We start from the raw sequence: 15,053 nt of genomic DNA, 5'->3' as shown, positions 1-15,053 counted from the left end.
CTCTGCGCCGGCCCGCTTGTTTGCTTATTCGAACACAGCGTTCGGATTGTCGAGGCTGTCGGAACCTTCGAATGCGATATCGTCGACGCCCAACGCGGCAACCACCCGTTCGATCGAACTCGTCTGGTCGGCCAGCGCGTTGACGCCGCCCATGACGAGGGCTTCGCCTGCCGCATTGCCGCGCTCCAGCATCATGTCATAGCTGAAACCGGCTTCCGCCGCGGTCTTGATGGAGCCCAGAGCCGACATCGTCGCCGAAAGCTTGCCGCGCATTTCGGCGTCAAGGTCGGCATCATCGTGGGCCACCATGTCCGACAGCGACGCGCCGGAGACCAGCGAACCGTCGATTCGGACATACTTGCCGAGATAGACATTCTGGATGCCCAGACCATCGTAGTAATGGCTGTTATGCGTGTTGTCAGAGAAGCAATCGTGCTCTTCCTCGGGATCGTTCAACAGCAGGCCGAGGCGCATGCGCTCACCGGCTTGTTCGCCGTAAGACAGCGAACCCATGCCGGTCAGAATGGCCGCGATGCCGGCATCCTCGTTTTCCATCAGGGCTGCGCGGGCTGCGCCGCCATCGGCCCACTGCGCCGCCATCCATTCCAGGTCGGAGACCAAGAGATCGGCCGACGCCTTCAGATAGGCCGCGCGGCGGTCGCAATTGCCGCCGGTGCAGTCGGCGCCAGCCGCATAGTCGGTCCAGGGCCGGTTGCCCGCGCCAGCGCCATGGCCGTTCAGGTCCTGGCCCCACAGCAGAAACTCGATGGCGTGGTAACCCGTCGCCACATTGGCTTCCACGCCATCGGCCTCATGCAACGTTTCTTCCAGCAGCGCCGGGGTGATTTCGGCTGCGTCGATGGTTTCGCCGGACAGCGTGAAGTTGGCATTGGCGACAACATTCAGCACGGCATATTCGTTTTCGTCCGACGGACCGCCATAGGACGCGTCGACATAGTCGATCAGGCCCTCGTCGAGCGGCCAGGCGTTCACCTTGCCTTCCCAGTCGTCGACGATGGCGTTGCCGAACCGGTAGACCTCGGTCTGCTGGTAAGGCACACGCGATGCCAGCCAGGCCGCTTTTGCCGCCTGCAGCGCTTCAGCCGACGGATCGGCGATCAGTGCGTCGATAGCGGCCTGCAGCCTGGTGCCGGCGATCAGGCTGTCGGCATATTTGGCCTCGGCGATGTCGGCATAGGTGTCCAGCACGGCGGCCTTGCCGTGTTCGTGAGCCTGAGCGGAGAGAGTGAGCCCGGCCAGCGTGGTGCAGGCGCTAAGCGCAAGAAAGGCGGTTTTCATGGATTTGTGTCCTTGTCAGGAGACTTTGTTATCCGGTTCCAAAGCGGACAGCACGTTCGGAGCCCCTGCAAACGAGGGTCGGAACTGAGCCGGAAATAACTTGATAAACATTATCAGCTTTGTCAACCTGAGAGTCGCGCTCAAGTTTAAAGCAACAAAAAATCTTTGACACCCAGGCAACCGGATCAGCTCACGATTGCCAGCGCCAGTCCCGCCGCCTGCAGCGAATGCGTCTCGGCGGTGATCGTGCCGCAATCCCGGCCGGTCTGTTGGCCAACCGGGTTCTCCGCCCTCAGCCCGGCCCCTGATTGAATGTCTTCACTTCGTCGAGGCGATCATCCCAGCTCGCCTTGTCGGCTATGAAGATATGCGCGTCGGGTTCGATCTCGACCGGTGTGTCGAGACAGCCCGCCGGCACCATCAGCCCGCTTGGGCGCTCGCGTGGCAGCGGCGACCCGCATTCGGCGCAGAAGCTCTTGGCAAACCGCGTATCCGGCACCTCGTAGTGCCTGATCCGGTCCTCGCCCGAATGCCATGTGATTTTGCCTTCGGTGGAAAACAGGTTCGAGGCATGCGCCGAGCCTGAAAACTTGCGGCAGCGGCTGCAATGGCAAAGGAAAAACTTGTCGAAATCGCCTTCGATCTCGAACGACACCGCGCCGCAAAGGCACGCGCCTGTGTGTTTGTCGGTCATGAGTATTCTCCGGTGCTGGCAATGCACTTGCAGCGATAAGGCTGTTTGGCTCCACTGACAAATCGCGGTCGCCGCAGAAAGGGATGACAAAATCTGACCTAACGATAGATTGCGGAACGGTCGTTGCGACCACCGGCATTGAAGTCACGCGGCGTTTCGTCATGCCCGTTTAAGAGATTTTGGATAATGTGTGGCATTGCAGGCATTTGGCGTTTCGGCAAACCGGTCACCGAGGCCGACGAACGGGACGTCCGGCGCATGACGGCGGCGATCGCCCATCGCGGACCCGATGGCGACGGCCACCGCACACTGCGCGATGTCGCGCTCGGCCACCGGCGACTGGCCATTCTGGACCCGACCGAGCGCGCCGCCCAGCCCATGTCCACGCCGGACGGCGCCGGCACGCTTGTCTATAACGGCGAGGTCTACAACTTCCGCGAACTCAGGGCCGAACTGGAACGCGAAGGCGTTGCGTTCGTCAGTTCCGGCGATGCCGAGGTGGTGCTGCGCGCGCTGCATCAATGGGGCCCCGAGGCCGCGGTGCCCAGGTTCAACGGCATGTTCGCACTCGCCTATCATGACGCCCGGACCGCAACGCTCTGGCTGGCGCGCGACCGGCTCGGCATCAAGCCGATGTCCCTGGCCACCATGGATGGCCGGCTGGCTTTTGCATCCGAAGACAAGGGCGTGCTCGCCGCCATGGCGGGCAACGCCGAAATCGACGCCCGCGCCCTCACGCTACGCATGATGGTGATGAGCAACGCCAACGACACCAGCCTCTTTTCCGGCGTCGAACGGTTGCGGCCGGGAACCATCCTGCGCTGCCACGGCACCGATTGCGAGGAGATCGAATACTGGCAGCCGCTCGCTGCTTTCGATCCGGATCGGCTGCTTTCGAATCGCCGGTCCGATGCCGAGAAGATGGAGACGCTGAGCGCACTCGTGCAAGGCAGCGTGGCGCTGCATCTTGCCGCCGACACGCCGGTTGCGGCATGCCTGAGCGGCGGCGTCGACTCCGGCATGGTCACGGCGATAGCCGCACGCGGCCTTCCCGGCATGTCGGCCTTTGTCGCCGATCCCGACAAGGAGCCCAACGAGGTGGCAGCCGCCTCTTTGACCGCACGGCAATCGGGGGCGACGCTCCATCCCGTCGGCATGGACCGCGACACGTTCCTGCGCAATTGGCCGACCGCGGTGTTCGCGTTGGAAACCATGACTTATGCGTTCAGCGACACCGCGCTTCTTGCCATCGCCCAGCGCTGCCGCGCCGACGGTATCCCCGTCCTGCTCTCCGGCGAGGGTGCCGACGAGCTTTTCGGCGGCTATCTCACGCATCGGGTGACCGCGCGGCGTTGGCGCCGCGCCGATCCGCCCTGGTCCCTGTTCCGGTCGAAACGAAGCCGTGACCGGCTTGCCAGGCAACTGCAAGAAGCGCCATTCCACGGATCGCCAGTCGAAGCAGGCTCGGGCGACAGGCTTCCCGGCTTCGTAGCCGCCGCGCCCTTCGCCGCCCTGTCGCAGTCGGCATGTGCCAGCGCCGTGTCGGGGCTTCCGCGCTACCGCGATCGCGGCGCCATCGCCTCGGGCCTGCACGATATGGGCAGCCACATGCAGGAGTTGCTCAACCGGCTGGACCGTCTCAGCATGCTGGCATCGGTCGAAATCCGCGTCCCCTTCCTAGAAAACAGCCTGATCGACTTCGCGCTGCATCTGCCGGGGCGTGATCTCTATCGAAAACGCACCTCCAAATACCTGCTGAAACAGGCCGCGCGATCCTGGGTGCCGCGCCAGAACATCGAAAAATCCAAGCTCGGCTTTCCTCTGACGAGCACCTATTCCACCGGCACCGAAGCGCTGCTGCGCGACGGTGTTCTAAAGGATGTCATGCGCTGGTCCAGGCGCGACGCCGAGGCGGCTACGCACCATGCGAAAACCGACTGGAGTTCGCGCAACCAGTTGGTCGCAGCCGAACTGCTCACACGCATCTTTGCCGAAGGCGAGCGCCCCGACGATCTCGGCGAGAAGCTGGTGGCAATGACACGCGACGAAGCCGCCTAAACCACTTTCGCCTGTTCGCGCAGCACGAATTTCTGGATCTTGCCGGTCGATGTCTTCGGCAGTTCGGAGAACACCACCGTTTTCGGGCACTTGTAGCGCGCGATCATCGACCGGCAGTGTTCGATCAGCTCCGCTTCGGTCACCGCAGCGCCGGGCTTCAGTTCGACGAAGGCGCAGGGCGTCTCGCCCCACTTCTCGTCCGGTCGCGCCACCACGGCGACCGCCTGCACCGCCGGGTGTTTGTAAAGCGCGTCCTCCACCTCGATCGACGAGATGTTCTCGCCGCCCGAAATGATCACATCCTTCGACCGGTCCTTGATCTGGATGTACCCGTCGGGATGCAGCACGCCGATATCGCCGGAATGGAACCAGCCGCCGGCAAACGCCTCGTCGGTCGCCGACGGGTTCTTCAGATAGCCCTTCATCACGATGTTGCCGCGGAACATCACCTCGCCCGGCGTCTCGCCGTCGGCGGGCACTTCCTGCATCGTCTCCGGATCCATCACGGTCAGGTCTTCCAGCGCCGTGTAGCGCACGCCCTGTCGCGCCTTCATTGCCGCGCGGTGGGGCCCGTCCAGTTCGTTCCACTGCGCGTGCCATTCATTGACCACCGCTGGCCCGTAGGTTTCGGTAAGCCCATAGAGATGGGTGACCTCGAAACCCGCATCCGCCATGCCGGCCAGCACGCTTTCCGGCGGCGGTGCGGCGGCGGTGTTGAAGGTCACGGTCTGCGGAAAGTCGCGCTTCTCTGCTTCCGGCGCATTGATCAGCGTCGCCATGACGATCGGCGCGCCGCACAGATGCGTCACCCCGTGGTCGGCAATGGCGTCATACATCGCGCCGGCGCGCACCCATCTCAGACACACATGCGTGCCCGCCTGCACGGCGAGCGTCCACGGAAAGCACCAGCCATTGCAGTGGAACATCGGCAGCGTCCACAAATAGACCGGGTGCTTGGCCATCGAAGAGGCGATGACATTGGCATAGCCCATCAGCGCCGCGCCGCGATGATGGTAGACGACGCCCTTCGGATTGCCGGTTGTCCCCGACGTGTAGTTGAGCGAGATCGCGTCCCACTCGTCGCGCGGCATAGCCCAGGCGAAGTCCGGGTCGCCGTCGGCGATGAATTCCTCGTATTCGACCGAGCCGATCATCGCGCCTTTCGCAAACGGCGCGTCGTCGGGGTAGTCCGGATCGTCATAGTCGATGACCAATGGCGTTATCGACGCCTTGTCGAGCGCGCCCTTCATCACGGCGGCGAATTCGCGGTCGACGATCACCACCTTGGCCTCGCCATGGTCGAGCTGGAAGGCGATGATATCGGCGTCGAGCCTCGTGTTGATCGACAAGAGCACGCCTTCGGCCATCGGCACGCCGTGATGGGCTTCCAGCATCGGCGGCGTGTTCGACAGCATCACGGCCACCGTGTCGCCGCGCTCGATGCCGGCCGCGCGCAGCGCCGAGGCGAGCTTGCGCGAGCGGGCGTAGAAGTCGCGATAGGTCCGGCGGAGCTCGCCATGCACGATCGCCACATGGTCCGGAAACACCGCCGCCGCGCGCTCCAGATGCTTCAGCGGCGTCAGCGGCTGGTAGTTGGCGGCGTTGCGGTCGAGCCCGGTGCCGTAGATCGTGCCTTCCATCTTTCTCCTCCCCAAGGGTTCCGACATAAGCGGTTCGTCAATTTCGTTGGACGCCGCTCCCTGCGTCATTATCGCCGTTCGATCAGCCTCGGCAAGCGCGTAGAAATACCGAAGCAGCCGGTTGTCTGCCGTAATCACCTGCATCTTTTCGCCGCCTTCAGCGCCGCGTGGCGCCGGTTCTCGTCGAGCGCGCCAATGCGTTCCACGGCCTCGTAGAACGTCGTGTAGTCGCCGGAGCAGGCCGCCAGCAGGCGCACGAAGTCGGGCACCAGATCGTTGTAGAAACCGGACACCGCGAGCTTGGCGTTATTGATCGGCGCATCGAACCAGCCATCGTAACCGCGATACCCGCCCCAGCGCCCGTCCCGCATGCGCCGGTATCGCCGGCGCAGTTTTTCGATCGCCGCCGTCTTTGCCGCCCGTTTTGCCGCATCGCTGCCGGGTCCAGCATAGACTTCAGCCAGATCGGCACGGGCTTGCGCCACCAGTTCGAGAAAAACGGCCTTGCGCGCGAGGTCGGCCTCGTAGCGCCTGAGCGCCGCCGCATCCGATGTCTGCTTCAGCCACCTCTTCACGCCGGTCGTCTCGACCGCCACGGCGAAGGCTTCGTTGAACGCGGTATCGCCGCGCACATAGACTTGCTGGTGGGCCAGTTCGTGGAACACAAGCCCCGCGAGATAGGTCTCGTCGTGGCGAAACATGGTGTTGAGCAGCGGATCGGCGAACCAGCCGAGCGTCGAATAGGCGGTGATCCCCGCCACATGGACGTCCAGGCCCTGTTGCTGGGCCTTGATCGCGAACTCAACGGCCGCGTCCCGGAAAAAATAGCCCCGATAGGGTACGCAGCCATAGACCGGGAAGCACCATGTATGCGCAGTCAGCGAGAATTCGGGCGCCGCGAACACCGCATAGGTCACATAGTCGCGGCCGGTGTCCACATAAGACCGGTAGCTGTTGTTGTCCGGCAGCGCCAGTTCATCGCTCGCAAACCGGCGAATGTCTCGTGCCAGCGCCATCTGCGCACGCAATTGGCCCGGCTTGGTGGCATCGTCGATGAGCTTCTCCACCTTCTCGCGCGCCGACAGCATCTTCAGATGTCCGTCCACCGACTGGGCATAATAGCCAATGCCGGTACACCCGTTGAGCAAGGGGACCAGCAGGACCGCCGCCATTACTCGGATCAGAACTCGTCTCATGCCCTGCCCATAGCACGGCAAAGCAATTGCGGTGGAGACAATCTCCCGCCGCCGTCCTCCGTGGGCGTCGACTGGTCCAGCTGCGAGACCAGGCGCCAACCGTCCCCCGCCCATTCGCCTTTCGTTCTGGTCTTTCGCGCCCGAATCACTACATTCCGGTTGCATGAGCGATCCCTTCGACGACATCCCGTTTGGCGATGACCAACCGCCCCGCGCCACTCCGGCTCCCTCGGGCATCGCGGCGCGCGCCATGGCCGCCCGCGCCGGCGGCCAGCCCGCCTATCTGGAAGGGCTCAATCCCGAACAGCGCCGCGCTGTGGAAACCACCGAGGGCCCGGTCCTGGTGCTCGCCGGCGCCGGCACCGGCAAGACGCGGGTGCTCACCACCCGCATTGCGCATATCCTGTCGCGGGGGCTCGCCTGGCCGTCGCAAATCCTCGCCGTGACCTTCACCAACAAGGCGGCCCGCGAGATGAAGGAGCGCATCGGGCTTCTCGTCGGCGAGACGGTCGAAGGCATGCCCTGGCTCGGCACCTTTCACTCCATCGGCGTCAAGATCCTGCGCCGGCACGCCGAGCTGGCCGGCCTCAAATCCGGCTTCACGATCCTCGACACCGACGACCAGATCCGCCTGATCAAGCAGATCATCCAGGCCGAGGGGCTGGACGACAAGCGCTGGGCGCCACGCGCCTTCGCCCAGATGGTCGACGGCTGGAAGAACAAGGGTTACGGCCCGAAGGACATTCCCGAGGGCGATGCCCGCGCCTTTGCCAATGGCAAGGGCCGCGAATTGTTCGCCGCCTATCAGGAGCGGCTGAAGACGCTCAACGCCGTCGACTTCGGCGATCTCCTCTGCCTGCCGATCCGCATCTTCCGCGACAATCCGGACGTGCTAGCCGAATATCACGGCCGCTTCAAATACATCCTCGTCGACGAGTACCAGGACACCAACACGGCGCAATATCTGTGGCTGCGCCTGATCGCCCAAAGGCCGCAGACCAGACCGAATTCGGCGCGCGAGCGCGCGGCCGTGAGCGAAGGCTTCGCCGAGGCCCCCGCTCCCTTCCTTGGCGACGAGAGCGCATTTCCGGGTGATCTGCCCGCCCCCGCCGAAGGCGGCAAGGGCGACAGCCCGTCAGAGCCTTTGCGAGGCCCCCGCGGAGCCGGTGAGCGCAGCGAACTCGGCGCGAGCGAAAACAAGATAAACATCTGTTGTGTGGGCGACGACGACCAGTCGATCTATGGCTGGCGCGGCGCCGAGGTCGACAACATCCTGCGTTTCGAGAAGGACTTTCCAGGCGCCGCCGTCATCCGGCTGGAGCGCAACTACCGCTCCACCGGCCACATTCTCGGCGCCGCCTCGCATCTGATCGCCCACAATGAGGGCCGGCTCGGCAAGACGCTGTTCACCGATTTCCACGACCCCGAACACCTGAAGGTGCAGGTCCACGCCGCCTGGGATTCCGAAGAAGAAGCGCGCGCCGTCGGCGAGGAAATCGAGCAGGCCCAGCGCCGCGACCACAAGCTCAACGACATGGCGATCCTGGTGCGCGCGTCGTTCCAGATGCGCGAGTTCGAGGACCGTTTCGTCACGCTCGGCCTCAACTACCGGGTCATCGGCGGCCCGCGCTTCTACGAGCGCATGGAGATCCGCGACGCCATGGCCTATTTCCGCGTCGTCGCCCAGCCCGCCGACGATCTCGCCTTCGAGCGCATCGTCAACACGCCGAAACGCGGCCTTGGCGAAGCCTCGGTGCGCATGATCCACGATTATGCCCGCGCCCGCGGCGTGCCGATGCTCGCCGCCGCCGCCGAACTGGTCCAGACCGAGGAGATGAAGCCGAAGCCGCGCGCCGCCCTGCGCAACCTTGTCGAGGGCTTTGCCCGCTGGGCCGGCCTGATCGAGCGAACCCCGCATCCCGAACTGGCCGAAACCATCCTTGAGGAGTCCGGCTACACCGCCATGTGGCAGGCCGACCGTTCGGCGGAAGCGCCGGGCCGGCTCGACAATCTGAAGGAACTCATCCGCTCCATGGAGGAGTTCGAATCCATGCGCGCCTTCCTCGAACATGTCTCGCTCGTCATGGATGCCGACAAGAACGAGAACATGGACGCCGTCAACATCATGACGCTGCACTCCGCCAAGGGGCTGGAATTCGAAACCGTGTTCCTGCCCGGCTGGGAGGAGGGCCTGTTCCCGCACCAGCGCGCCCTAGACGAAGGCGGCCGTTCCGGGCTGGAGGAAGAGCGCCGGCTCGCCTATGTCGGCATCACCCGCGCCAAGCAGAACTGCCACATCTGGTTTACGTCGAACCGCCGCATTCACGGGCTGTGGCAGTCGACCATGCCGTCGCGTTTTCTCGAGGAACTGCCGACCGATCATGTCGATGTCGCCGAGCCGTCATCCAACTATGGCGGCTACGGCTCCTATGGCGCCTCGCGTTTCGACAGCGCCGATCCGTTTTCCACCAACCGCTCCTCGCCCGGCTGGCAGCGGGCGCAACAAAACCGCAATGCCGGCACGGCGCAGAACTGGGGTTCGCGCTCCGGCGTCGGGGTCGAGCGCATCGGCTATGGCGAGACGGAATCGGGCTATGGCGCCGGGCGCGGCAGCATCAAGGGCAAGACCATCGAGGGCGAGCTGGTCGCCAAGTCGGTCTCCGACACCCCGTCGCCCTTTTCGGTCGGCGACCGCGTCTTTCACCTGAAGTTCGGCAATGGCAACATCGTTGCAATCGATGGCAACAAGCTGACGGTCGATTTCGACAAGGCCGGCCAGAAGCGCGTGCTGGACGGGTTTGTGGAGGCGGTGTGAAGAATGTGGTCAGTGAGAAGCAAGGCGAGATCGCCATGTTAATCCAAATTTTACCAACTTCCTTACACTCTATTTACCATAACCTAGTTACCGACGATCAGCTAAAGCCGAGACAATGGACGCAACTTATCAGATCAATGGCGCCCACATACCCACGCTAAAGCGCTCTGCAGATCTCGACGGTCCCGATTTCTTCCCGACCCCTGCCTGGGCCACACATGCGCTTGTAGACAATGAGCGTTTCGTAGGTGAGATTTGGGAATGCGCTTGTGGAAATGGCGCAATGTCGAAGGTGCTCGAAACCACCGGCAGCGCAGTCAGAAGTTCAGATCTCCATGATCGGGGCTTCGGCGATCCGGGAATTGACTTCACTAAGGCAGGCGTCCGCACACAAAACATTATCACAAATCCGCCATACAACAGCGCAGAAGAATTCGTAAGAAAAGGCGTAGAGCTTTCGGAGAAGAAATTTGCGCTACTGCTGAGGCTCGCTTTCTTGGAAGGCGCAAATCGAGCCAAGACTATATACTCGGAATGCCCCCCGAGTAGGGTATGGGTGTTTAGCGAGAGAATTACGTTCTATATGGATGGAGCGACGCGGAAAGGTAGCGGAACGACCGCATATGCATGGTTTGTTTGGGATAAGAACGCACCAAGCGGAACTGCACTAAGCTGGCTTAAACCAGGATACAAAAAGGCATACTCCTAACTATTGTTCTCATAGTGCAGCCTCCCGGCGTCGGTAATACGATAGCCTGAATCGATATGTTCAAGGAAACCTTCCGCTATGAAGTTTCCCGGGGTCTTGTAGTGAGATTGGATATTGCGAACCCTCTGCTCCCACAATTCCTCGTTTGGCCTTGTCGAAGAGTGCTTTCGATCCTCTCCCGTTAGGGAGATACTGCCAGGTATTAAGCGAATTAGATCATGAACGCTCATCTCACCAACCGGAGATTGATAAAGGATTCCTAGTACCACCCATGAAATCTCAGCCTCTGTCGTGCGATTCTGGTCATCCGGCATGCGAACCCTCCTAATCTCGAGCTTCGGAAACTACACATACATGACTTTACGTCAAATCATCACGCTGTCGTAGCGTCGATTTCGGGACCGCTGTTCTGAAACAGATCGCTATCTCTCTGCGGCAGCTGAGAACCTCAAGGTGACCGGACACCGCCGCGTTTCGCGCCAGCGCTTGCAACCTCCAGTTCAACCACCGTGCTAAAAGACACCCCCGCAAATACCCTTGCCATTTCACGGAAGTCTGTCGTGCACACCGGCTGATGGAGAGAGGGACGGTGCCCGGTTGGGTGAGGAGTGTCCGACTGCAGGTCGGCCAATCGACAACGATTTGTCGATTGGAGCACTGAACGCCCGGAGCAATAGCGGAGGGCCGGGACATTTCCCGGGCTTAGCCGCAGGCTAAGTGCTAGAAATCGCAAGTGAGGGGCAAATGCGCTGGAGGTGCAGAACACCGCACACGCATCCGGCGACGCGAGCCTCTCTCTGGTCTTTTCCAAGCACTTACGCAGGCAGAGCCCTTGTAAGCGCAGGAAAAGACTTCCTCCCCCGCAAGGGGGGGAGATACGAGACCCCGCCCGTTGCACAAGTTTTTCGCTTCTCTATGCGTTTATTCAACATATTCAGATGCATAGTCCACGCGCTGAAAAAACTTGTCCACCGCTCCTAAACCCTCTCCTACAATCGCAATTGCCTTCTCACGGAAGTCTGGGTGCACACCGGCTCACAGGGGGAAGGACGGTGCCTGGCTGGTGGCGCAGAGGTGTGTCACTGGGTGATGAACCCCCAAGTCAGGGCGGCATGAAGCGGCGCGCCCTATCTCCCCCCTTGCGGGGGAGAAAGTGATTTCCCGGGCTTAGCCTGCTAAGTCCTTGGAAATCACCAGAGAGGGGCAAAAGCGCCGATGCCTCACAGGGAAGCGCCGAGGGTTCATCGCAAGCACGCGCGATCAATGCGCGCCGACGCCACGCGGGCCGAAAACATGCTCTGGCAGGTACTGCGCGGCAGCAAACTCGAGGGCTTCAAGTTCAAACGACAGGTGCCGCTCGACGGCTTCATTCTCGACTTCGTCTGTTTCGAGACGAAGCTGATTGTCGAGGTCGATGGCGGTCAGCACTCCGAAAACGCAAGAGACCAAGTGCGGGATGCCCATTTCGGCCGTGAGGGCTTCGAGACGCTGCGTTTCTGGAACCACGAAGTCGAAACCAGTCTCGATGCCGTTTGCGATCACATCCTGCACCGACTGAGAGCGCGGACAGACATCGATTAGCCCCTCTCTGGCAAAAACCAAGGACTTGGCTTCACCAAGCCCAGGTTTTTGCTTTCTCTCCCGCAAGGGGAGAGATAGGCCTGCGCTCGGAAAAAATCTATCCACCGCTCCTAAACCCTCGCTTACAATCGCAATTGCCTTCTCACGGAAGTCTGGGTGCACACCGGCTCACAGGGAGAGGGACGGTGCCCGGTGGGCGGTGCAGAGGTGCATCGCTGGGTGATGAACCCCCACGCCGGGGCGGCATGAAGCGGCGCGCGCAGTCTTGTTTTCCCGGACAGAGTTCCGGGCCGCCGACCGAAGCTGCAAGACCACCGAGCGGGCGGTCCGAGGATCGCTATACCTTTTAGACGTTGCGATGCTTTGACCGCCCGTCTTCCAACTTCAGAATAATCCGGTCTCGGAAGCGAGGCGCGGTGGTGATGACGTGCGCGCTGATGGTGGAGATTAGCCGTGATGGAAAAAGGGAGGTCGTCATCCTAGGGCTTGACCAACGACAAGCGAAGCGCCGTCGGCGCTCAGGGATCCATTCCGATCCGTCCAAGCTCGGCGCTCAAAATGCAGAATGGAACCCGTTCTTAGATACCCTGCGACTCGCAACCGCTCTGGAATGGATCCTAGGGTCAAGCCCTAGGATGACGCTGTACAAAGTCTCGCGCCCTTACCGCCAGCACCCGGAGCTTCACCCTCACGCGAAAAACAGGAGATACACCACCCAGGCCAGCATCACGGCATCGAGCAGCCAGATCGCCCGGTCGAGCGACTTTTCGCGATCGATACTGTTGAAGGTCGCCGTCAGCGCGGCAAAGCCGACGCCGCCGAACACCAGCACCGCCCACAGCACATAGGGCACGGCCATCCAAACGGCGATGGCAAGCGCACCGTAGATGAAGGCGTAGATGAACACCGGCACATTGGCGCGGCCGGCAAGGCCGAAGCGGCCCACCACGGCGAAATGCAGCACGGCGTTGACGGCCAGCATGAGGGCAAGCAGCATCATTGATATCTCTCCACGAAGTTCTTGAGGATGCGCGCGCCGGCATCCGGATTGCCCTTGCGCGCCGCCGCCGTCAGCCGGTCGGCGTCGGCGGGTTCGAAATAGCCCTTGTCGCGATAAATGCGGATGCGCAGCGCAAACACATCGCCATCGGCCTCCGGGTGGAACTGCGTCGCATAGACGTTCTCGCCATAGCGGATCATCTGGAACGGGCAATCGTCGCCCGCCGCCAGATGCACGCAGCCGGCCGGCAGCGCCTGCACCGCCTCCTTGTGGCCGACAAAGGCGTCGAACCGGTCTGCGACGCCGGCCATCAGCGGATCGGCCCGTCCGGCCTCTGTCACCCGCGCATCGACCACCGACACCGGCTCGCCGAAGCGCTCCTTGGAGACCGGCGCACCCAGATGATGCGCCAGGATGCCGATGCCGTAGCAGCAGCCGAGAAACGGCACATCGTCGCGGGTGACCGCCGGCATCAGCCCCATCACGGCGGCTTCCATGCGGGCTTCAAGCGGCGTCTTTTGTTCCGGCGCGTCCGACACGCAGCCCGGCCCGCCGCCGACGATCACGCCGGCATAGTTGGCCAGGTCGAGATCGGCCGGCATTGGCCCCTGCTCCAGCCGCACCCGGCGGGCGCGCGCTTCCGGCAGGCCGCCCTTGTCGAGGATCGCACGGAACTCGTCGTCGGAGGCTTCCGCCTCGGGGCGCAACTGGACGATCAGAAAGGGCTTCATGGCGGTCTGGTGTTTGCTGGCAGGTCGTCGCGCTTATTGCGGCAAAGCGCGCCCCGCGTCAAACCGCCTTGCCCGGCGCCATGGCCGCCTGTACAGAAATTGGATAACGACAAATGTCGGCTGGGGGATCACGGACACTGTTCGCGTAAATGGCGATGGAAACACTAAATTCCGACGCACGCTATGTGTTGTGCCGGCCGCGCGGCGGCTTCAATGACCAGATGGTGCAGTTCGAGTTCTGCCGCCGCCACGCGGCCCGCTTCGGGCGCACCCTGATCGTCGATTTCTCGCAAGGCGGCCTGCGCCTGCCCTTCGACGAGGTCTTTGTTCCCAATGACGGCTTCGGCTGCCCCGTCATCACCTGGTCCGCAGTTGTTGCCGCCGCGCTCGACCAGATCGAGAGCGTCGCACCCGCCGGACAAGCCGGGCGCATCTCCGCCAATGCGTCCAATGGACACCTGGTGCTGAATGACGTCATCTGCATGCAGACCGGCGAATTGCTGACCTTCGACCTGAAGCGCGACCATGACGAACGCCTGCTTGTTCACGAACAGTATGGCGGCGGGATCAAAAGCCTTCTGGTGCTGCAGCGCGTCGGCCTCGTCCCGGCGCTTGCCAACGACATCGCCCGCCGCCTGGTCAAACTCGGCAGCGATTACGACGCCATCCATGTCCGGCATACCGACCTCAACACCGACTACCGGCACCTGTTTATGCGTTGCCGCGCGCTGATGGCCGATCGCGATCTCCTGATCTGCTCCGACTCGGCCGAGGTGAAGGCAGAGGCGGCATCGATCTTCAAGGACGGAACGCGGCTGTTGTCGGCCGCCTCCATCCCGGAACATGGCGGCAAGACGCTGCACTTCACGCCTTATGCGAGCGAGCGGCAGATGGTCGTCGACATGCTGTCGGATCTTCTGGCCATGGCCCGCAGTCGCCGCTTCGTGTTTTCGGCGCTGCGGCAAAAACGGCGCGGGCAAGCCGCCTTCTCCGGCTTCACGCTGCTCGCCGAATCGCTGCACCAGCATCCGGAGATCGTGCGCGGGCTGTTTGCCCATGCCGATGCGGACCTCAAGCGCCAGCTCTTCGAAACTCCACGCCCGCGCCGGCCCTTCTCTGTCTCGCGCACCATCGCGGAATTGGATAGTTGGCGCTGGAACTTCGCGGCGCGCCGCGCTTCGCTGCACTGCCGCCTCAAGGCGACGCGCGATGCACTGTTCGGGGCCGCGTATCGCGGCTGAGATGACGTCGCGCCGCGCGGCTCAGGCTTGTAAATTTTTTACAAATTCACATCGCCCGATTTGGCGATGCAACATTTCAACACGAATGG

Annotated in this window: 10 protein-coding genes and 1 pseudogene; 5 read left to right on the top strand and 6 right to left on the bottom strand. The window is 62.6% G+C overall.

Annotation, left to right across the window (positions count from 1 at the left end; all coding sequences use genetic code 11):
• Nucleotides 1–24: 24 nt before the first annotated feature.
• Together ACO06R_RS07345 and ACO06R_RS07340 are read right to left on the bottom strand one after the other, a co-directional pair.
• Complete coding sequence (locus ACO06R_RS07345) at nt 25–1,299, bottom strand: imelysin family protein (RefSeq protein WP_421857908.1); 1,275 nt, start codon at nt 1,297–1,299, stop codon at nt 25–27.
• Between the two features lie 292 nt (nt 1,300–1,591).
• Nucleotides 1,592–1,993: a GFA family protein gene (locus tag ACO06R_RS07340; protein ID WP_421857905.1), complete on the bottom strand. Its 402-nt coding sequence runs from the start codon at nt 1,991–1,993 to the stop codon at nt 1,592–1,594.
• Nucleotides 1,994–2,179: 186 nt separating this feature from the next.
• Between ACO06R_RS07340 and asnB the strand changes: the two genes are divergently transcribed.
• Nucleotides 2,180–4,051: an asparagine synthase (glutamine-hydrolyzing) gene (gene asnB, locus ACO06R_RS07335; protein WP_421857902.1), complete on the top strand. Its 1,872-nt coding sequence runs from the start codon at nt 2,180–2,182 to the stop codon at nt 4,049–4,051.
• On the opposite strand, the gene ACO06R_RS07330 is transcribed toward asnB, so the two are convergent.
• Complete coding sequence (locus ACO06R_RS07330) at nt 4,048–5,691, bottom strand: acyl-CoA synthetase (protein WP_421857899.1); 1,644 nt, start codon at nt 5,689–5,691, stop codon at nt 4,048–4,050. The two genes, asnB and ACO06R_RS07330, sit on opposite strands and share 4 nt — an antisense overlap.
• Before the next feature lie 134 nt (nt 5,692–5,825).
• Nucleotides 5,826–6,887, bottom strand: a complete 1,062-nt coding sequence (locus ACO06R_RS07325) for an aminopeptidase (RefSeq protein WP_421857897.1) — start codon at nt 6,885–6,887, stop codon at nt 5,826–5,828.
• Nucleotides 6,888–7,050: 163 nt separating this feature from the next.
• Here ACO06R_RS07325 and ACO06R_RS07320 point away from each other — a divergent pair.
• The 3 genes and pseudogenes from ACO06R_RS07320 to ACO06R_RS07310 all read left to right on the top strand — a co-directional run.
• Nucleotides 7,051–9,336: pseudogene (locus ACO06R_RS07320) on the top strand (ATP-dependent helicase); the annotation flags it as partial.
• A gap of 649 nt (nt 9,337–9,985) precedes the next feature.
• Entirely contained in the window at nt 9,986–10,411 is a 426-nt protein-coding gene (locus ACO06R_RS07315; RefSeq protein ID WP_421857894.1) for a hypothetical protein, read from the top strand.
• A 1,215-nt stretch (nt 10,412–11,626) separates the two neighbouring features.
• Nucleotides 11,627–11,992, top strand: a complete 366-nt coding sequence (locus ACO06R_RS07310; RefSeq protein ID WP_421857892.1) for an endonuclease domain-containing protein — start codon at nt 11,627–11,629, stop codon at nt 11,990–11,992.
• Between the two features lie 688 nt (nt 11,993–12,680).
• Here the strand turns inward: ACO06R_RS07310 and ACO06R_RS07305 are convergent.
• A complete protein-coding gene (locus ACO06R_RS07305; RefSeq protein WP_421857889.1) occupies nt 12,681–12,992 on the bottom strand; it encodes a hypothetical protein in 312 nt (103 codons plus the stop codon).
• A complete protein-coding gene (locus ACO06R_RS07300) occupies nt 12,989–13,723 on the bottom strand; it encodes a glutamine amidotransferase (protein WP_421857886.1) in 735 nt (244 codons plus the stop codon). Before ACO06R_RS07300 ends, ACO06R_RS07305 begins: the two co-directional genes overlap by 4 nt.
• A 155-nt stretch (nt 13,724–13,878) precedes the next feature.
• On the opposite strand from ACO06R_RS07300, the gene ACO06R_RS07295 reads away from it, so the two are divergent.
• Nucleotides 13,879–14,964, top strand: coding sequence for a hypothetical protein (locus ACO06R_RS07295; protein WP_421857883.1), 1,086 nt, complete (start codon nt 13,879–13,881; stop codon nt 14,962–14,964).
• The last annotated feature ends 89 nt before the right edge of the window (nt 14,965–15,053 follow it).

It is taken from the genome of Oricola sp., assembly GCF_965230365.1.
GTDB lineage: Bacteria > Pseudomonadota > Alphaproteobacteria > Rhizobiales > Rhizobiaceae > Oricola.
Note: the sequence above shows the minus strand (reverse complement) of the source record. Positions and strands in the feature narration are given on the sequence as shown.